This is a genomic window from Streptosporangium sp. LJ11, from assembly GCF_051918945.1.
In the GTDB taxonomy this organism is placed as follows: domain Bacteria; phylum Actinomycetota; class Actinomycetes; order Streptosporangiales; family Streptosporangiaceae; genus Streptosporangium.
Genome location: NZ_JBPXMB010000020.1, coordinates 165,034 through 182,406, shown reverse-complemented (window position 1 = coordinate 182,406; position 17,373 = coordinate 165,034). Strand labels below are relative to the sequence as shown.

The 17,373-nt window shown below is 70.9% G+C and carries 17 protein-coding genes; all 17 read right to left on the bottom strand.

The genetic code is table 11. The annotated features are described in order from the left end of the window. Positions 1-64: 64 nt before the first annotated feature. The 17 genes from ACTOQ3_RS28245 to pgsA all read right to left on the bottom strand — a co-directional run bounded on the left by ACTOQ3_RS28245 (position 65) and on the right by pgsA (position 17,247). Entirely contained in the window at positions 65-583 is a 519-nt protein-coding gene (locus ACTOQ3_RS28245) for an adenine phosphoribosyltransferase (protein WP_440069842.1), read from the bottom strand. A 246-nt stretch (positions 584-829) separates the two neighbouring features. Next, the gene (secF, locus tag ACTOQ3_RS28240; protein ID WP_440086429.1) at positions 830-1,900 is read right to left on the bottom strand and encodes a protein translocase subunit SecF; all 1,071 of its coding nucleotides are present in this window, start codon (positions 1,898-1,900) and stop codon (positions 830-832) included. Then, the gene (gene secD, locus ACTOQ3_RS28235; RefSeq protein WP_440086428.1) at positions 1,900-3,684 is read right to left on the bottom strand and encodes a protein translocase subunit SecD; all 1,785 of its coding nucleotides are present in this window, start codon (positions 3,682-3,684) and stop codon (positions 1,900-1,902) included. Before secD ends, secF begins: the two co-directional genes overlap by 1 nt. An 84-nt stretch (positions 3,685-3,768) precedes the next feature. After that, entirely contained in the window at positions 3,769-4,134 is a 366-nt protein-coding gene (gene yajC / locus ACTOQ3_RS28230) for a preprotein translocase subunit YajC (RefSeq protein WP_362846673.1), read from the bottom strand. A 225-nt stretch (positions 4,135-4,359) separates the two neighbouring features. Beyond that, complete coding sequence (gene ruvB, locus ACTOQ3_RS28225) at positions 4,360-5,418, bottom strand: Holliday junction branch migration DNA helicase RuvB (protein WP_440086427.1); 1,059 nt, start codon at positions 5,416-5,418, stop codon at positions 4,360-4,362. 112 nt (positions 5,419-5,530) lie between these two features. Then, positions 5,531-6,151, bottom strand: a complete 621-nt coding sequence (gene ruvA, locus ACTOQ3_RS28220) for a Holliday junction branch migration protein RuvA (RefSeq protein ID WP_440086426.1) — start codon at positions 6,149-6,151, stop codon at positions 5,531-5,533. Continuing rightward, positions 6,148-6,732: a crossover junction endodeoxyribonuclease RuvC gene (gene ruvC, locus ACTOQ3_RS28215; RefSeq protein WP_386161725.1), complete on the bottom strand. Its 585-nt coding sequence runs from the start codon at positions 6,730-6,732 to the stop codon at positions 6,148-6,150. The genes ruvA and ruvC overlap by 4 nt, the downstream gene beginning before the upstream one ends. Positions 6,733-6,860: 128 nt before the next feature. Further along, positions 6,861-8,147, bottom strand: coding sequence for a cation:proton antiporter (locus tag ACTOQ3_RS28210; RefSeq protein WP_440086425.1), 1,287 nt, complete (start codon positions 8,145-8,147; stop codon positions 6,861-6,863). 73 nt (positions 8,148-8,220) lie between these two features. Continuing rightward, a complete protein-coding gene (locus ACTOQ3_RS28205) occupies positions 8,221-8,973 on the bottom strand; it encodes a YebC/PmpR family DNA-binding transcriptional regulator (protein ID WP_329078906.1) in 753 nt (250 codons plus the stop codon). Positions 8,974-8,976: 3 nt separating this feature from the next. Continuing rightward, positions 8,977-9,567, bottom strand: a complete 591-nt coding sequence (gene pdxT, locus ACTOQ3_RS28200) for a pyridoxal 5'-phosphate synthase glutaminase subunit PdxT (RefSeq protein ID WP_440086424.1) — start codon at positions 9,565-9,567, stop codon at positions 8,977-8,979. Positions 9,568-9,845: 278 nt separating this feature from the next. Then, positions 9,846-11,537 (bottom strand): alkaline phosphatase D family protein, encoded by a 1,692-nt coding sequence (locus ACTOQ3_RS28195; RefSeq protein ID WP_440086423.1) that lies wholly within the window; start codon positions 11,535-11,537, stop codon positions 9,846-9,848. 164 nt (positions 11,538-11,701) lie between these two features. Further along, positions 11,702-12,616 carry a pyridoxal 5'-phosphate synthase lyase subunit PdxS gene (gene pdxS, locus ACTOQ3_RS28190; protein ID WP_344749964.1) on the bottom strand — a complete coding sequence of 305 codons (915 nt, stop codon included), beginning with the start codon at positions 12,614-12,616 and terminating at the stop codon, positions 11,702-11,704. Positions 12,617-12,769: 153 nt separating this feature from the next. Next, positions 12,770-13,783, bottom strand: coding sequence for a DUF3048 domain-containing protein (locus ACTOQ3_RS28185; protein ID WP_440086422.1), 1,014 nt, complete (start codon positions 13,781-13,783; stop codon positions 12,770-12,772). Positions 13,784-13,895: 112 nt separating this feature from the next. Further along, the gene (locus tag ACTOQ3_RS28180) at positions 13,896-14,435 is read right to left on the bottom strand and encodes a hypothetical protein (RefSeq protein ID WP_440086421.1); all 540 of its coding nucleotides are present in this window, start codon (positions 14,433-14,435) and stop codon (positions 13,896-13,898) included. After that, positions 14,432-15,688: a glycosyltransferase family 4 protein gene (locus ACTOQ3_RS28175; protein WP_440086420.1), complete on the bottom strand. Its 1,257-nt coding sequence runs from the start codon at positions 15,686-15,688 to the stop codon at positions 14,432-14,434. The genes ACTOQ3_RS28180 and ACTOQ3_RS28175 overlap by 4 nt, the downstream gene beginning before the upstream one ends. After that, positions 15,685-16,617, bottom strand: coding sequence for a phosphatidylinositol mannoside acyltransferase (locus ACTOQ3_RS28170; RefSeq protein WP_440086418.1), 933 nt, complete (start codon positions 16,615-16,617; stop codon positions 15,685-15,687). The genes ACTOQ3_RS28175 and ACTOQ3_RS28170 overlap by 4 nt, the downstream gene beginning before the upstream one ends. A 12-nt stretch (positions 16,618-16,629) precedes the next feature. After that, the gene (gene pgsA, locus ACTOQ3_RS28165; RefSeq protein WP_440086417.1) at positions 16,630-17,247 is read right to left on the bottom strand and encodes a phosphatidylinositol phosphate synthase; all 618 of its coding nucleotides are present in this window, start codon (positions 17,245-17,247) and stop codon (positions 16,630-16,632) included. Positions 17,248-17,373: the final 126 nt, after the last annotated feature.

Below are 17,373 nucleotides of genomic sequence, written 5' to 3'. Positions count from 1 at the left end.
ACGTTCGAGTCCAGATCCCTCAGTGTATCCAGACGGGGTTGTGTGCATTTGTCCGCGGGGTCGATCAAACGACGACGAGAGGGTGCAACTCCACGTCGGTCAGGCGCTCGCGGCCCTTGAGGAAGGCCAGCTCCATGAGCACGGCGATCGCGACGACGTCGGCGCCCGCCCTGCGGACCAGCTCCACCGCCGCGCGCGCCGTACCTCCGGTGGCGAGCACGTCATCGACGATGAGGACGCGCTCCCCGGGGGTGAAGGCGTCCCGGTGAACCTCGATGGTGGCGGAGCCGTACTCCAGATCGTAGGACGCCTCAAGCGTCTCAGAGGGCAGTTTGCCTTTCTTCCGTACCGGGACGAAGCCCGCGCCCGCCCGGATGGCGACCGGGGCGGCCAGGATGAACCCCCGCGCCTCGATTCCGACGATCTTGTCCACCTCGTACAGCCCGGCCAGTTCCTCGGTCACCGCGGTGAACACCACCGGGTCGGCGAGCAGGGGGGTGATGTCCTTGAACAGCACTCCGGGCTGCGGGTAGTCGGGCACGTCGCGGATGCGGTCGAGGATCAGGCTGCTCAGCTCGGTCATGGTCGGCGCTCCTGTGGAGATCTCGGGGTGGGAAACACCGGGGGGCCGGTGGTGCCGGGGGCGGTGGAGAGAGCGGGAAGGGACGGGAAAGGCGCGGGGAACCGGGGAACCAGGGAACCGGTGGCGCCGGAGAGGGCGGGGAGGTGCGGGAGACACCGGGAAACGATGGCGCGGGGAAGGCGACGACAGGTAAGGAAAACGCCTCCGCTCCCCGTGCGGGGAGCGGAGGCGCGGACGTGCTCGTGCTTACTTCTTCCTCCGCTTGTCACCGGCCGGGGAGGTCCGGCCGGCGGCCGGGGCGGCGCCGTTGGAGGCGCCGTTGGAGGCTCCGGCGGTGACCGGCTGACGCACCGTCTTGATCCCGGAACCGCCTCCGTGCGCGGCGAGCCTGTTGGCGATCTCCGTGTAGAGCGTCTCGCGCTCCTTCAGCGTGACCAGCAGCGGCGTCGCGACGCACAGCGAGGAGTAGGTGCCGACGAGCATGCCGACGAACAGCGACAGCGACAGGTCCTTCAGCGTTCCCGCGCCGAACAGCGTGGTGCCGATGAAGAGGATCGCCGCGACCGGCAGGATCGCCACCAGGGTGGTGTTCAGCGACCGGATCAGCGTGTGGTTCAGCGCGTTGTTGGCGGCCTCGGTGTAAGTGATCTTGGAGGTCCTGCCGATCTTGGCGGTGACCTCCTTGATCATGTCGAAGACGACGACGGCGTCGTACAGCGAGTATCCGAGGATCGTCAGGAAGCCCAGCAGAGTCGCCGGGGTGACCTCGAAGCCGGACCAGGCGTAGACGCCGGCGGTGATCACCAGGTCGTGCAGCAGCGCCACGACGGCGGCCAGCGCCATCTTCCACTCGAAGGCCATCGTCAGGTACAGGATGATCGCCAGCATGAAGACGATCAGTCCGATGATGGCCTTGTTGGCCACCTGACCGCCCCACGAGGCACCGATCACCTGCAGGTTGACCTGGTCCACCGGCAGCTTGAACTCGGTGGAGACGGCCTTCTGCATCTTGGTGACCTGGTCGGCCGGGAGGCTCTCCGTGGTGACCCGCCAGCCGTTCTGGGTCGTCTGCGCGATGACCTGGTGCGCGCCGGCGTCGGTGAACGTGGCGCGCACCTGCTCGATGTTGGCGGTCGGGGCCTTGAAGGAGAAGACGGACCCGCCCTTGAACTCCACGCCCAGGTTGAGGCCGTTGAAGACCAGCCCGGCGATGGAGATCACCAGCAGGACTGCGGAAAGGGAGTACCAGAGCTTCTTGCGGCCGACGAAGTCGACGTCGACCTCGCCCCGGTACAGCCGGCGCGCGATGCCGGACATCAGGCCTCCTGCGGAACGGTCTTGGGAGCGACGGGAGCCTCACTCATGCGCTCGGCGTCGAGCCCGGAGAGCTTGTGCCCCTTGGCGAAGAACGGCAATCTGGCCAGCATCGCGACGAACGGCTTGGTGAACATGAACACCACCGCGATGTCGATGAGCGTGGTCAGGCCCATGGCGAAGGCGAACCCGGCCACACCGCCGACCGCCAGGAAGTAGAGCACCACGGCGGCGATGAACATGACGGCGTCGGCGATGAGGATCGTCCGCCGGGCGCGGACCCAGGCGACCTCGATGGCCGTGCGCAGCGAGCGCCGGCCCTCCTTCATCTCGTCGCGGATCCGTTCGAAGTAGACGATGAACGAGTCCGCGGTGATACCGATCGAGACGATCAGTCCGATGATGTGCGGCAGCGAGAGGCGGAAGCCCGCGAACGCGCCGAGCAGCACGACGGCCTGGTAGGTCACGATCGTGGCCACCACGAGGCTCAGCACCGACACGATGCCCAGACCCCGGTAGTAGAGCATCGAGTAGACGACGACCAGCAGGAGGCCGATCGCGCCCGCGATGAGACCGCCGCGCAGCTGGTCGGCGCCCAGCGTGGAGGAGACCTCCTCGATGGAGCTCTTCTCGAACTTCAGCGGCAGCGCGCCGTACTTGAGCTGGTTGGCCAGCTCGTCGGCCGTCACCTGGGTGAAGCTGCCGGAGATCTGCGCCCGGCCGCCGGTGATGGGCTCCTGGATGACGGGCGCGGAGATGACCACGCCGTCGAGGACCATGGCGACCTGGTTGCGGGGAGCCTGCGAGTTGAAGGCCGTGGTGGTGACCTTCGACCACTGGTCGGGACCCTGGCCCTTGAAGGCGAGCTGGACGAGCCACTCACCGGTGGTCTGGTCGACGCCGGAGGACGCGCTGTCGATCGAGGTGCCGGTCACGGCCGCCTTGTCCAGCACGAACTTGGTGCTGCCGTCCTGGCTGCAGCCGACGTACTGCTTGTCCGGCGCGTCCTGGGCGCCCACCCCCGCGTCCTTGGCGCAGTCGAGCGTCTCGAACCGCTTGAGCGCCGCGGGGTCGATCCCGGTGGGGTCGACGCCCGCCATGGGGTCGTCGGGCGCCGTCGGCGGGACCGTCGGCGCGGCGCTGGCGTCGGGCGTGGCACTGGCGTCCGGGGCCGCGCTCTTGCCCGGCTTGGCGGGCTTGTCACCCTTGTCGCCGCTCGGCTCGGCGGAGGGCGCGGGAGTGGCGCCGGGGCTCGGGTTGGTCAGCGCCGACGACAGGGCGCGGCCGGCCGGGGAGGCTCCCGGGTCGGGCGCGGCGGTCGTGCCGGGCTTCGGGGTCCCCGACTCGGCGGGCTTGGACTCCTTGTTGCCCTTGCGCCCGGAGGCGGTGGGCGAGGGAGTCGGCGTCGGCGCCTGGGTGGAGAGCTGGCCCGGGGGCGGAGGCGACCCGGCCCCGATCGCCAGCACTTGGCGGAACCTCAGCTCCGCGGTGGTGCCGACCAGCTTGACGACTTCCTCCTGGCCAGCTCCGGGAACGGAGATGACGATGTTGTCACCGGATTTGGCGACCTCGGCGTCGGAGATGCCGCTGCCGTTCACCCGCTCGCGGATGATGTTCACGGCGAGGTCGAGGCTCTCCTGCGAGGGAGCGCCCCCGTTCGGCGTGACGGGCTGCAGCGTCACGGTCGTGCCGCCGGCGAGGTCGAGGCCATACTCCGGGGTGTACGCCTTGTTGAGGAGCATCGCCCCGCCCATGGCGAGAATGATCGCCAGAAGCACCAGGAGCATGCGCCCCGGTCTGCTCTGGCCGCTGGTCGGTCGGGCCACTGGTCGTCAGTTCTTTCGGTTATAGGGGGTTGGAGGTGAGGCTACTCACGGCTTCTTGCTCGTCGTGTCGTGGTCTGCACCTTGCTGTTCCGCCGTCTCCACGACACCGTGGTCGACAGCCTTGACATTCTCCTCCTCCGCGTCGTCAACGGGAACCAGGACACGGCCGATGGCCGCCTTGACCCAGCGGGTCTCCACGCCGGGGGCGATCTCCAGGATCACGTCGTCGGCGTCGATGGCCACCACGGTCGCGAAAAGACCCGTCGTGGTCATGACACCGGTGCCCGGCGTGAGACTGTTCTGCATCTTGACCTGCTCCTGCTGCCGCTTGCGCTGCGGCCGGATGAGCAGGAAGTAGAACACCACGACCATGAGAGCGATCATGATCAGGCTCGAATAGTTGCCGCCCACAGGGCCGCTCCCTCTCTTGAGATTGACCGGCGGAAGCCGGACGTCACATACGGCCACGCCGCTCAGCACGTCAGCCTACACAGCCAGCCAAGGCTCGGAGTTTAGGCGAGCTGTTAAGAGCGCGGCAACGAAGTCACGTTTTGGCGCGCAGGGAAGTTCCCATTTCGATACGGTTGTCATCGATCTGTGATCAATCCTGTACGACTTCCCTACCGACTCCCAACGTTAGACGGCTCCAGGATCATCCTCAAGATCGATGAGAAACGAGGCCCCGAAGGCGTCCGGCGGGGGCACCAATCCCAGATGGGTCCAGGCCGCCGCGGTCGCCACCCGGCCACGGGGGGTGCGGGCCAGCAGTCCCTGCCGCACCAGGAACGGCTCGGCGACCACCTCCACCGTCTCCGGCTCCTCCCCCACCGCGACCGCCAGTGTCGACAGCCCCACCGGCCCGCCGCCGAACTTGCGCAGCAGCGCCCCGAGCACCGCCCGGTCGAGCCGGTCGAGCCCCTCGGCGTCGACCTCGTAGAGGTTGAGCGCGGCGGAGGCGACATCCCTGGTGACGACGCCCTCGGCGCGCACCTCGGCGAAGTCGCGGACCCGGCGCAGCAGCCGGTTGGCGATGCGGGGGGTGCCCCGGGAGCGGCCGGCGATCTCGCGGGCGGCGTCGCCGGGGAGCGTGACGCCCAGCAGGCGTGAGGAGCGGTGCAGCACCTCCTCCAGCTCGGCGACCCCGTAGAAGTCCATGTGCGCGACGAAGCCGAAGCGGTCGCGCAGCGGCGCGGGGAGCATGCCGGCCCGGGTGGTGGCGCCGACCAGGGTGAACGGGGCGATCTCCAGCGGGATCGCGGTCGCCCCGGGACCCTTGCCCACCACGATGTCGACGCGGAAGTCCTCCATCGCGAGGTAGAGCATCTCCTCGGCGGGCCTGGCCATCCGGTGGATCTCGTCGATGAACAGGACCTCGCCCTCGGAGAGGGTCGACAGGATCGCCGCGAGGTCGCCGGCCCGCTCCAGCGCGGGCCCCGAGGTGATCCTGAGGGGCACGGAGAGCTCGGTCGCGATGATCATGGAGAGGGTCGTCTTGCCCAGCCCGGGCCCGCCGCTCATCAGCACGTGGTCCGGCGGCCGGTTGCGCCGCAGCGCGCTCTGCAGCACCAGCGACAGCTGCTCGCGCACCCGCGTCTGGCCGATGAACTCCTCCAGCCGCTTGGGCCGCAGCGCCGCCTCGATGTATCTCTCGTCGCCCTCGGCGTCCGGCGACACCAGATCACGGTCGGAACTCACGCCGCCCCTCCCCTGCTCGCCGCGCGGCGGAACCGCCGGAGCCCCTTCGGGCACCGCGTGGCGGCCCCGCCCACCGTCTCCCGGCACACGTCCCGTACGGCGCGCTCGCCTCTCATCGCACGCTCAGCGCGCGGAGCGCGGCCTTGAGCAGGGCCGCGACCTGCGGGGTGCGGCCCTCGGCCAGCTCGGCGGCGGCCTGCGGCTCGACGGTGGCGACCGCCTCGTCGGCGTCTCTCCCCGAGTAGCCCAGACCGACCAGCCCGGAGTGGACCTGGGCGCGCCAGGCGGGCGCGGCGGCGCGGCCGTCGAGCGCGGCGCTGACGGCCTCCTCCGGCGTGCCGAGCTTGTTCTTGAGGTCGACGATGATCCGCTGGGCGCCCTTCGGGCCCACCCCGGGGACCCTCGTCAGCGCCTTGACGTCGGCGGAGGCCACCGCCACCCGGAGCGCGTTGGGAGTGTGCACGGCCAGCATCGCCAGGGCGACCTTGGGGCCGACCCCGCTCGCCGTCTGCAGCATCTCGAAGATGCCGCGCTCGTCGTCGGTGACGAAGCCGAACAGGGTGAGCGACTCCTCGCGGACCACCAGCGAGGTGGCGAGCCTGGCCTCCTCGCCCGTCCTGAGCGTCGCCAGCGTGCCCGGCGTGCAGTGCACGAGGACCCCCACCCCGCCGACCTCGACGACCGCCCCGTCAGCGGTGATCGCGGTCACCTGCCCTCGCACCGAGGCGATCACTTCGCGGTTCCTCTCGGGTGTCCGGCCCTGCCACGGCCTCGGAAGTAGGCGGCGGGGGTGGTGGTGGCGCCCGCCGCCTTCGCGGCGGCCTCGGCCAGCCTGCTCTGGGCCCCGCCCCGCCACACGTGGCAGATCGCGAGGGCGAGCGCGTCGGCGGCGTCGGCGGGCTTGGGCATGGCGTCCAGCCGCAGCAGCCGGGTCACCATCGTGCCGACCTGCTGCTTGTCGGCCGTGCCGCTGCCGGTGATGGCGGCCTTGACCTCGGACGGCGTGTGCAGCGCGACCGGCAGGCCCCTGCGGGACGCGCACAGGATCGCCACGGCGGAGGCCTGCGCGGTGCCCATCACGGTCCTGAGGTTGTGCTGGGCGAAGACCCGCTCCACGGCCACCGCGTCGGGCCGGACCTCGTCGAGCCACCGCTCGATGCCCGCCTCGATCGCCACCAGCCGGGCGCCGATCTCGTCGTCGGCGGGGGTGCGGACGACCCCGACCTTGACCAGGCTCAGCGGCGCGCCGGGCCTCCCCTCGACGGCGCCGAGCCCGCATCGGGTAAGCCCGGGATCGACCCCCATCACCCGCAACTCGGGCAACCGCACCGACACGCCTCCGCTCGCCGAACACCTGTTCGGTGGCAGACTCTACCGCGTGGGAGCGGCCCGCGCACGGCTCTTCCCCGGCCCGCCGGAGGGGCCGCGAGCCGGTCCCGGGCTCACAGGTGCTGGGCGGCGGGTTCCGCGTCCTCTGCGTCCTCGTCGTCGCTCTTCTTGTCGCGCAGCCGGTCCAGGCGGTTCATCACCGGCGAGGCCGAGATCCCGTGGATGGCCAGGGAGGCCAGCACGGTGAAGGCGACCACGGCCCAGAGCTCCTCGGCGGGCACGCCGAAGTCGGCCTGGCCGAGGGCGTAGGCGAGGTAGAACAGCGAGCCGATGCCGCGGATGCCGAAGAACGCCGTCGCGACGCGCTCGCGCGGCCCCGCCCTGCCGCCCAGCTCGGCGAGCCAGCCGGTCAGCGGCCGGATGACCAGCAGCAGCAGGAGGCCGACCGCGGCACCCCGCCAGGTGAGCGCGGACAGGCCGCCCATCGCGACGAAACCGCCGAGCAGCATGATCAGCCAGGCGGTGAACAGCCGCTCGAGCTGCTCGATGAAGCCGTGCAGCACCCCGTTGTAGCCGTGGCTGCGCTCGGCCGCCCTGATGGTGCAGGCGGTCACGAACACCGCGATGAAGCCGTAGCCGTGCACCAGCTCGGTGAGGCCGTAGGCCAGGAACGTCGCGGCCAGCGCCACGAAGCCGTCGCGGTGCTCGGCCAGCCGCAGGTCGGACTTCTGGGCGCGGAAGAAGAGCCGCCCCAACCCCTTGCCGATCAGCAGGCCGCACACCACGCCCGCGGCGCACCGGTAGAGCAGGTCCACCAGCGTCCACTCGGCGATCCAGCCGACACCCCCGCTGACGGCCAGCGCGATCGCGGCGTACACCAGGGGGAAGGCCAGGCCGTCGTTGAGGCCCGCCTCGGAGGTGAGGGTGAAGCGGACCTCGTCGTCGGCCTTCTCCGAGTCGACGGGCTCGCCGACCTGCACGTCGGAGGCGAGCACCGGGTCGGTCGGCGCGAGCACCGCGCCCAGCAGCAGCGCCGCGGCCAGGGGCCAGCCGAGCAGGCCGTACGCCGCGGCGGCCACGGCGAGGACGGTCAGCGGGAGCGTCCACCCCAGCAGGCGCCAGGTCGAGGACCAGTCGTGCCGCCCGAAGGGCCGGTTGATGGCCAGCCCGGCGCCCATGAGCGAGATCAGCACGCAGATCTCGGTGGCGTGCTCGACCAGCGCCCGGTGAGCCACCGGATCGGGATCGGGCAGCTCCAGGGGCAGGGCGTAGAGGAGGAGGCCGCCCAGCAGGCAGGCCAGCGGGAGCGAGAAGGGACGGCGGTTGAGGAGCCGCGGCAGCGTGGCCGCGAGCAGCGCGGCGACCCCCGCCACGGCAAAGATCAGGTCAGGATTGCCCATTGTCCGCGTGATATGCCCTTGACCACGCGGACAAACCTCGCAGACAACCCGAGATCACACCGAATGGTCCGGGTTACGCGTCGAGCTTCTCCATGACCTCGTCGGAGACGTCGAAGTTGGCCCAGACGTTCTGCACGTCGTCGCTGTCCTCGAGGGCGTCGATCAGCCTGAAGACCTTGCGGGCGCCGTCCTCGTCCAGCGGGACGTTCATCGTCGGCATGAAACTGGACTCGGCCGAGTCGTAGTCGATCCCGGCCTCCTGCAGGGCCTTGCGGACCGGGACGAGGTCGGTGGCCTCGGAGACGACCTCGAACTGGTCGCCCAGGTCGTTGACCTCCTCGGCGCCCGCGTCGAGGACCGCGACCAGCACGTCGTCCTCGGCCAGCTCACCCTTGGGGACGAGCACGACGCCCTTGCGGTTGAACATGTAGGACACCGAGCCGGGGTCGGCCAGCGAGCCGCCGTTGCGGGTCAGCGCGACGCGGACCTCGGAGGCGGCGCGGTTGCGGTTGTCGGTGAGGCACTCGATCAGCACCGCGACGCCGCCGGGGGCGTAACCCTCGTACATGATGGTCTGCCAGTCGGCGCCGCCGGCCTCCAGGCCGCCGCCGCGCTTACGGGCACGCTCGATGTTGTCGATCGGGACCGAGCTCTTGCGCGCCTTGGTGATGGCGTCGTACAGCGTCGGGTTGCCGTCCGGATCGGGTCCGCCGGTCCGGGCCGCGACCTCGATGTTCTTGATGAGCTTGGCGAACAGCTTGCCGCGCTTGGAGTCGAGCGCGGCCTTCTTGTGCTTCGTCGTCGCCCATTTGGAGTGGCCGGACATCGCCTAGAGCTCCCTCACCATCTCAGCGAAATATGAATGCACACCGACATCCCCGGTAAGTTCCGGGTGGAAGGACGTGGCGAGCAGCGGTCCTTGGCGGACCGCGACGATCCTATCCCCAGGTTCGGCCAGCGCCAGCACTTCGACCTCCGAACCCACGGATTCCACCCAGGGCGCGCGGATGAAGACGGCCCGCATGCCGCCGCGGCCGGCGAAGTCGACGTCGGCCTCGAAGGAGTCGACCTGGCGGCCGAAGGCGTTGCGGCGGACGACCATGTCGATGCCGCCGATCGTCTGCTGACCTTCGATCCCGCCCTCGATCCGGTCGGCCAGCATGATCATTCCAGCGCAGGAGCCGTAGGCGGGCATGCCCGCCTTGATCCGCATCCGAAGTGGTTCGAGCAGGTCGAAGGTCTCGGCGAGCTTCCACATCGTGGTGGACTCGCCGCCCGGGATGACGAGGCCGTCGACCGCCTCCAGCTCACGGGGACGCCGTACGGTGACCGCTCTGGCGCCCACCGCCTCCAGGGAGCGCACGTGCTCGCGCACGTCTCCTTGCAGCGCGAAGACGCCGATCGTGGGGACGATGGTCACCGGTGGTCCTTCCCGTCCGGGTGAGATGCCCCTTCAGCGTATGGCCACCCCTCGTACCGGCCCAAACCGGTTCACGCTCCGGCCCGGCGCGGAATCCGCGCCGTGACGACGGCCCGGATCCCCGTTCCCGTGCCGGGGCCGTCCGGGGCCGTCCGGGGCCGTCCGGGGCCGGGGAGCCGCGGGTCCCCGGCCGGAACGCGTCGCGGGTGCCCCGCCGCACGTGCGGCGGGGCACCCGCGACCATGGGTGTCAGGTGATCTCCGGCGATCGAGACGAGGTCAGGGACGCTTGGTCTCCAGGTCCACGGTCTCCTGGATCCAGTCGATCCCGGGGGTCCTGGCGGCCGAGGGGTCGACCGGGCGCAGGTAGGTCCGCTGCACGCCGGGGACCCGGTCCTCGATCACGAAGGTCGCCTTGGTGTGCACCGCCGAGCCCGGCTGCGTCACCTTCGGCAGCACCTTGAAGTCGGCGGTGAGCCGGTCACGCTCGATCCGGGTCATCACGTAGCCGCGCTGGTTGTTGTAGAACTTCAGGTGCGGGTTGATCGTCAGGTACGGGTGGGTCGCCGGGTCGGAGTCGAGGCCGTCGCCGCCCGTGGTGATGGACGAGGCGACCAGCTCGGAGCCGACCGTGCGGGTGGTGGGGTCGTCGTAGTCGAGCTTGAGGTCGCTCGCCCAGTGGGCGTGCACGTCGCCGGTGAGCACCACCGGGTTGCGCACCTCGGCGTCCACCCAGCCCTGGGTGATGCGCTGCCGCGAGGCGACGTAGCCGTCCCAGGCGTCCTGGCTGGTGATCTTGGCGGGTCCGGCGTTGTTGTCGCGCTGGGCGAAGAAGACCTGCTGGCCGATGACGTCCCAGCGCGCCTCGGAGCGCCGCATGCCGTCCAGCAGCCAGCGCTCCTGCGCCTCGCCGGTGATCGAGCGGGCGGGGTCGACCGCCGCCGGGCAGTCGCTGTAGCCGTCGCCGCAGCCCTGGTCGCTGCGGTACTGGCGGGTGTCGAGCATGTGGAAGGTGGCCATCCTCCCCCACCGGACGCGCCGGTAGAGCTGCATGTCGACGCCCCGGGGGATGGAGGCGCGCCGCAGCGGCATGTTCTCGTAGTACGCCCTGAAGGCCGCCTCGCGCCGGGCGAGGAAGTTCGGCTGGGGCACCTCGGGCTTCTCGGGCACCTCGTCGGCCCAGTTGTTGTCCAGCTCGTGGTCGTCCCAGACGACCAGCCAGGGGGCGGCGGCGTGCGCGGCCTGCAGGTCGGGGTCGGTCTTGTACTGGGCGTGCCGCTGGCGGTAGTTCGCCAGGCTCTCGGTCTCCGGCCCCTCGTGGTGGCGGATGTTGCCGCCGGGGATGGTGTAGGTGTCGCGCCGGTACTCGTACTGATAGTCGCCCAGGTGCAGGATCAGGTCGGGCCGCTCCTCCGCCAGGCGCCGGTAGGCGGTGAAGTAGCCGTGCTCGTACTGGGCGCAGGAGACGAAGGCCATCGCCAGGGCCGAGCCGTGGGAGAGGACGTGCGGGGCCGTCCTGGCCCTGCCGATCGGTGAGACGTACGGGCCGACCTTGAAGCGGTACCAGTAGTCCCTGTCGGAGGGCAGCCCGTTCAGCTCGACGTGGACGCTGTGGCCCCACTCGGGAGCGGCCGTGGCCACGCCCCGGCGCAGCGGGCGGCGGCCACTCTCGTCGCCGTAGACGTGCCACTCGACGGCGAAGGGCCGGGCGGGCATGCCGCCCAGGCCGTCCTCGGCGAGCGGCTGGGGTGCCAGACGGGTCCAGATCACGAAGCCGCCGGAGTCGGGGTCCCCGCAGGCGACGCCGAGCGTGAACGGGTCCGAGCGCAGGCCGCGGGAGGCCAGGGACGCCAGAGACGCGGCGCTCTCCTGGGCGGGTCCGGGATCGGCGTGCGCGGCGGCGGGGATGCCCGCCGCCGCACCGGCCGCGATACCGGTGACGAGAAAGGACCGGCGGGTGAACTTCGACAAGGGAAACCTCCCGGGTGATCGGGCTCGAACGCCCGTCAGCCTCGCGGAGCACCATGACTGAGGAGTTAACTCCTCCTGTCAGGAAAAAGGCGATCTCCATGACGGAGATCGCCTTTTCCCGGTTTTCCGGAGTTCCCAGGGGGCCCCTGGCACCCCCGTCCGCTCTACCAGCCGCGCTCGGCGAGCCGGTGCGGGGCCGGGATGTCGTCGACGTTGATGCCGACCATGGCCTCACCCAGACCGCGGGAGACCTTAGCGATGACGTCGGGGTCATCGTAGAAGGTGGTGGCCTTGACGATCGCGGAGGCGCGCTCGGCGGGGTTGCCGGACTTGAAGATGCCCGAACCGACGAACACGCCCTCGGCGCCGAGCTGCATCATCATCGCCGCGTCGGCCGGGGTGGCGATGCCGCCGGCGGTGAACAGCACGACCGGCAGCTTGCCGGTCCTGGCGACCTCGGCGACCAGCTCGTACGGCGCCTGGAGCTCCTTGGCCGCGACGTAGAGCTCGTCCTCGGGCAGCGAGCCCAGGCGCTTGATCTCGCCCCTGATCTTGCGCATGTGGGTGGTGGCGTTGGAGACGTCGCCGGTGCCGGCCTCGCCCTTGGAACGGATCATCGCCGCGCCCTCGGTGAGGCGGCGCAGCGCCTCGCCCAGGTTGGTCGCGCCGCAGACGAAGGGCACCGTGAACTGCCACTTGTCGATGTGGTTGGCGTAGTCGGCCGGGGTGAGCACCTCGGACTCGTCGATGTAGTCGACGCCGAGCGACTGGAGCACCTGGGCCTCGACGAAGTGGCCGATGCGGGCCTTGGCCATGACCGGGATCGAGACGGCGGCGATGATGCCGTCGATCATGTCGGGGTCGCTCATCCGGGAGACGCCGCCCTGGGCGCGGATGTCGGCGGGCACCCGCTCGAGCGCCATGACGGCGACGGCGCCGGCGTCTTCGGCGATCTTGGCCTGCTCGGCGTTGACGACGTCCATGATGACGCCGCCCTTGAGCATCTCTGCCATGCCGCGCTTGACCCGGGCGGTTCCGGTGACGGTGGTCTCGCTGACTTCGGGCGTGCTGCTGGACACGGTCTCTACCTCACGACGGCTGGCTGCGGATCACGGGCCGTCCGCGGGGGACGGCCACTACGCTTCCATCGTAGGCGCTGGCGGCCCGCCCCCTCACATGACGTCTTGTCGCTGTCGGGCGATCTTCTTGGACAGGATGTAGGACTCGCGCGGTCAGGGAATGACGGGTTTGGCGGAGGCGAGCACGACCCAGACCTGTCCCGGGGCGAAGTTCATCGCCTCGCCCGCCTCCGTGGTGAAGACGGTGCCGTCCTTCTCCTTGGGCCGCGACCAGCGGGCCTTGAACGCCTGGCCGTCGCGGAGCACGATCGCCCTGCCCTTGCCGGTGCTGTGCACCAGCGGGGTGTAGCTCTGGTTCTTGTCGTGGAACTGCGAGCGTTCCGTCTTGGTGTACTGCACGACGATCGTGGGCGCGCCGAGCTGGCCGCCCTCGGCCGCCATGTCCTTCTTGCCGTCCTGCCAGATCAGCCACTTGCCCGCCGCCTCCGACCAGCGGAAGGTGAAGCTCGCCGCCGGATACTTCACGCTGTACGTCTTGCGCGGCACGCCGCCCTCGGGCGCGTCGCCGAAGGTGAACCCGATGTCCTTGGCCCTGCTCGCCTTGGGCGCCCCGGCCAGCAGCCGCCTGGTGTTGGCGAACAGGTTGTAGGGGGCGAAGCGTCCCGGCTGGCGGAAGTACGCGCCCGGCTGCCTGCTGTCGGAGACGTCGAAGAGCGGCGCCTCGGCGATGAAGGGGAGCATCTTGGTCTGCGCGCCCGAGTAGGCGAAGGCGGGCCTGCCGAACTGCGGGACGATGTGCAGGTCGGAGATGCGGGCACTGCGGACCGGGCCGACCTTGGCCGGGATCTTCGAGGAGAAGATCGCCATCAGGCGGGTCAGGCCCGCCTCGACCTGCTCGACGTAGACGACGTCGGCGCTCTTCAGGCCGAGTTGCGGCTTGCCCGCCGAGGTGTTCTCGATCTTCACCGCGAGCACCGCCCTGCGGGCCGCGCCGGGCAGGCCGGTGAAGGGGTGTGTCGGCTCGGGCGTGGGCGTCGGGGCCGTGCTGGGCTCGCCGGCCGCGCCCGCGGGGCTGCCCGGGGCCGGATCGTCGGAGGAACAGGCGGCGGCGGGCGCCAGGACCGCGACTCCCGCCAGCGTGACGGCGATCATCCGGGACACCCGCACGGCTCATCTCCTCAAGTCGGCCACTCGGTTTGGCCACTCAGTCATGAATCGCCAAGAGCTTACCGGTGTCCGACTTGTCAGATACTCCGGTTCATATACGCCTTAATCATCCTTATTCAGCGGCCAGGGCCTTCGGGGGCGCGTCGTCGATCTCGAAGAAGCCCGGATACTCGGTGTGCCCGGCCAGCCGCAGCGTGCGGGCCAGCCAGCGGCGCTGCGCCGTCCGGGTGACGCCCACCGCGTTGTTGTAGAACCTGCGGGAGTAGAGGACCTTGGCCACGGCCGCGTCCAGTTCCTCCAGCAGGTCGGCCCCCGCGGGGGTGTCGGCCAGCCGGTCGCGGAAGCGCTCCTGGTCCACGACGGCGCGCAGGGCGCGCGACAGGTCGCTCTCGGCGTGCTCGCGCTCCTCGGGACCCGCGGTACGGGCCTCGTGGGCGGCCGCGGCCAGCACCAGGCTCGTCGCCGGGTCCAGCAGCCGGGAGGCCGCCAGCTCCAGGCTGACGGCGGTCCGCCGCACCAGGGCGGCGTCCAGGGACTCGCGGGCCAGCTCCAGCCGGATGTGCATCCGGTCGAGCCGCCCCGCCCGCCAGGAGATGTAGACGGCGAGGAGCACCACGATCGCGCCCACCACCAGGATCAGCGTGGTCGTCACAGCCTGTCGCCCCTCACGGCCGCGCCCTCCCCGTCCCTCCCGGTCCCGACGACGGTCCCCGCCGCGTCCGGCACCGTGCTCACCGCAGAGTCCGTCACGGAGTCCGCCGCAGAGTCCGCCACGGAGTCCGCCACGGAGTCCTCCTCGACCCCGGCCCTGCTCGCCACGGTCTCGTAGACCCGCAGGACGTCGCGGGCGACCGTCGACCAGTCGTACTTGCGCACGGCGAGGCGTGCCTTCTCCGACAGTCCGGCCCGGCGCCCGGGGTCGTCGAGCAGCGCGGCGGCCTCGCGGGCGAGCGACCTGGCGTCGCCCGTCTCGAACAGGGCCCCCGCCCGGCCGTCGTCGAGCACCTTGCGGAAGGCGGGGATGTCGCTCGCCAGGACCGCCGCGCCGGCCGACATCGCCTCGGTCAGCACGATGCCGAAGCTCTCACCGCCCAGGTTGGGCGCGCAGAAGACGTCGACCGTGTGGTAGGCGCGTACCTTGTCCTCCTCGCTGACCATGCCGAGCAGGCCGATCCGGTCGTGGAAGGCGGGCGGGACCCGCTCCAGCACCTCGTCGGCGTCACCGGGCCCGGCCAGGAGCAGGCGCAGCGCGGGCCGCTCGGCGGCCAGCAGGGCGAACGCCTCCAGCAGCACCGGCAGGCCCTTGCGCGGCTCGTCCATCCTGCCGAGGAAGCCGATCACCTCGCCCTCGTCCCAGCCGGGCAGCGGCTCGCCCTCGGCGTAGCGGCTCACCGTCACCCCGTTGGGGATGAGCACGGCGTCACCGCCCATGAACTCGACCAGGGTCTTCCTGGCGGCGTCGGACACGGCGATCCTGCCGCCGATCTTCTCCAGCGCGCTCATGATCACCGGCACCCCGACCGAGAAGGAGCGGGAGTTGCCGTACGAGGCGTGGAAGGTGGCCACGATCGGCCCCCTGGCCACCCAGCAGGCGAGCAGCCCGAGCGAGGGGATGGCCGGCTCGTGCACGTGCAGCACGTCGAAGCGGCCCTCGCGCACCCAGCGGCGCACCCGGTTCGCCGACAGGAACCCGAACGACATCCTGGCCACCGACCCGTTGAACGGCACCGGGACGGCGCGGCCCGCCGAGATCACGTACGGGGGCAACTCGGCGTTCTCCGCGGCCGGGGAGATCACCGAGACGTGGTGGCCGTCGGCCATGAGCGCCTCGGCCAGATCCTGGATGTGCACCTGGACGCCGCCCGGCACGTCCCACGTGTAGGGGCAGACGATGCCGATCCTCATGGCCTGCTCTCCCGGGTCTCCCGGGGCTCCAGGTCCTCGAGCCAGAGGCGCTGGAGCATGTGCCAGTCCTCGGGGTGCTCGGCGATGCCCTTCTCGAAGACGGTGGCGAGGCTCTGCATGACGACGGCCACCTTCTCCTTCCTGGTGCCCTCGGCCGGGATCGCGATCTCCTCGTGGAACTGCAGCCCCCAGCCGTCCTCCTCGAAGTAGGGGATCGCCGGGATGAGGGCGGCCCCGGTGTGCACGGCCAGCAGGCCGGGACCGGCGGGCATCCGGGTGGCCGAGCCGAAGAACTGCACCTCGACCCCGTTCGCGGTCAGGTCGCGCTCGGCGGGAAGGGCGACCGGCAGGCCCGCGCGCAGGCGCTGCGCCAGGGTGCCGAAGGTGTGGCCGTCACCGCCGGTGAGCGGCAGCACCTCCATGCCGAGCCCCTCGCGGAAGGCGGTGTAGCGGTGGAACAGAGACTCGGGCTTGAGCCGCTCGGCGACCGTGGTGAACGGGTGGCCCGTGCCGGCGAACCAGGCGCCCGCCTGGTCCCAGTTGCCCATGTGCGGCAGGGCCATGACGACGCCACGCCCCCTGGCGAGGTTGTCGTAGACGGGCTCGGCCCCGACCACCCGCATGCGGGAGACGATCTCCTCGATGGGGATCGAGGGCAGCCGGAACACCTCGTGGAAGTAGCGGAAGTAGGAGCGCATGCCGTCGCGGCTGAGCGCCCGGATCGCCGGGTCGCCGGGCGAGGTGCCCTTGACCCTGGCGAGGTTGGCCTCCAGCCTGAGCACCGACTTGCCGCGGCGCCTCCACAGCCGGTCGGCGGCGGCGCGGAAGGCCCAGGCGGTGAGCCTCTCGGGCAGGCGGGGCACGATCGTCCAACCGGCGCCGAACGCCGCGGCGACGAGACGATCCTGGGGGGAGGGCTTGTCGGTCATCGATCTTTCCGATCAGCGGAGGGTCCGTGGCGGGTGGGAAACGGCCTGCCGGCGCACGTGCAGCAGGCGCTGGCCGACCGTGACCGCGCTGGCGGCGGCGAGCAGCCAGAGCCCCGCGGCCAGGATGTACGGCACGCCGAGGCCGCCGAGACCGGCGGCGACCAGGCCGACGACCAGGCGTTCCGGCCGCTCGGCGAGGCCGACGTCGCACGTCATGCCCAGCGCCTCGGCCCTGGCCTTGACGTACGAGACCACAGCCCCCGCGACGAGGCAGAACAGGGCGACCCCCGCAAGCACCCGCTGCCCGCTCACGACGAACCAGAACACCAGCCCGGAGAAGATGCCCGCGTCGCCCACCCGGTCGAGGGTGGAGTCGAGGAAGGCGCCCCAGGTGCTTCCCGGGCCCGTCATCCTGGCCATCACCCCGTCGAGGAGGTCGGCCAGCACGAAGAAGGTGATCGCCAACGTGCCCACGAACAGCTGGCCCCGCGGGTAGAAGAACAGGGCCGCGGCGACGGTGCCGAGCGTGCCGACGGCGGTGACCGCGTTGGGGCTGATCCCGCGGCGGGTCAGTGCCCTGCCCAGCGGGGTCAAGAGCCTGGTGACGGCGGGGCGCAGAAGTTTCAGCATGGCGCTCCGATCGTAGGCCACCGGGCCTGCGAGCGCGCATCGGCGACGGGGGGCGGCGAGCCATGGGGGAACGACGTTCGCGAGGGCGGCGCGGAGCTGCCGGGACGGTCCGGACGGATAGCGATC

Coding starts and splice junctions, on each gene's coding strand:
- ACTOQ3_RS28245 (WP_440069842.1), bottom strand. CDS start 583: ATGACCGAGCTGAGCAGCCTGATCCTCGACCGCATCCGCGACGTGCCC.
- secF (WP_440086429.1), bottom strand. CDS start 1,900: ATGTCCGGCATCGCGCGCCGGCTGTACCGGGGCGAGGTCGACGTCGAC.
- secD (WP_440086428.1), bottom strand. CDS start 3,684: ATGCTCCTGGTGCTTCTGGCGATCATTCTCGCCATGGGCGGGGCGATG.
- ACTOQ3_RS28210 (WP_440086425.1), bottom strand. CDS start 8,147: ATGGGCAATCCTGACCTGATCTTTGCCGTGGCGGGGGTCGCCGCGCTG.
- ACTOQ3_RS28205 (WP_329078906.1), bottom strand. CDS start 8,973: ATGTCCGGCCACTCCAAATGGGCGACGACGAAGCACAAGAAGGCCGCG.
- ACTOQ3_RS28175 (WP_440086420.1), bottom strand. CDS start 15,688: ATGAGGATCGGCATCGTCTGCCCCTACACGTGGGACGTGCCGGGCGGC.
- ACTOQ3_RS28170 (WP_440086418.1), bottom strand. CDS start 16,617: ATGACCGACAAGCCCTCCCCCCAGGATCGTCTCGTCGCCGCGGCGTTC.
- pgsA (WP_440086417.1), bottom strand. CDS start 17,247: ATGCTGAAACTTCTGCGCCCCGCCGTCACCAGGCTCTTGACCCCGCTG.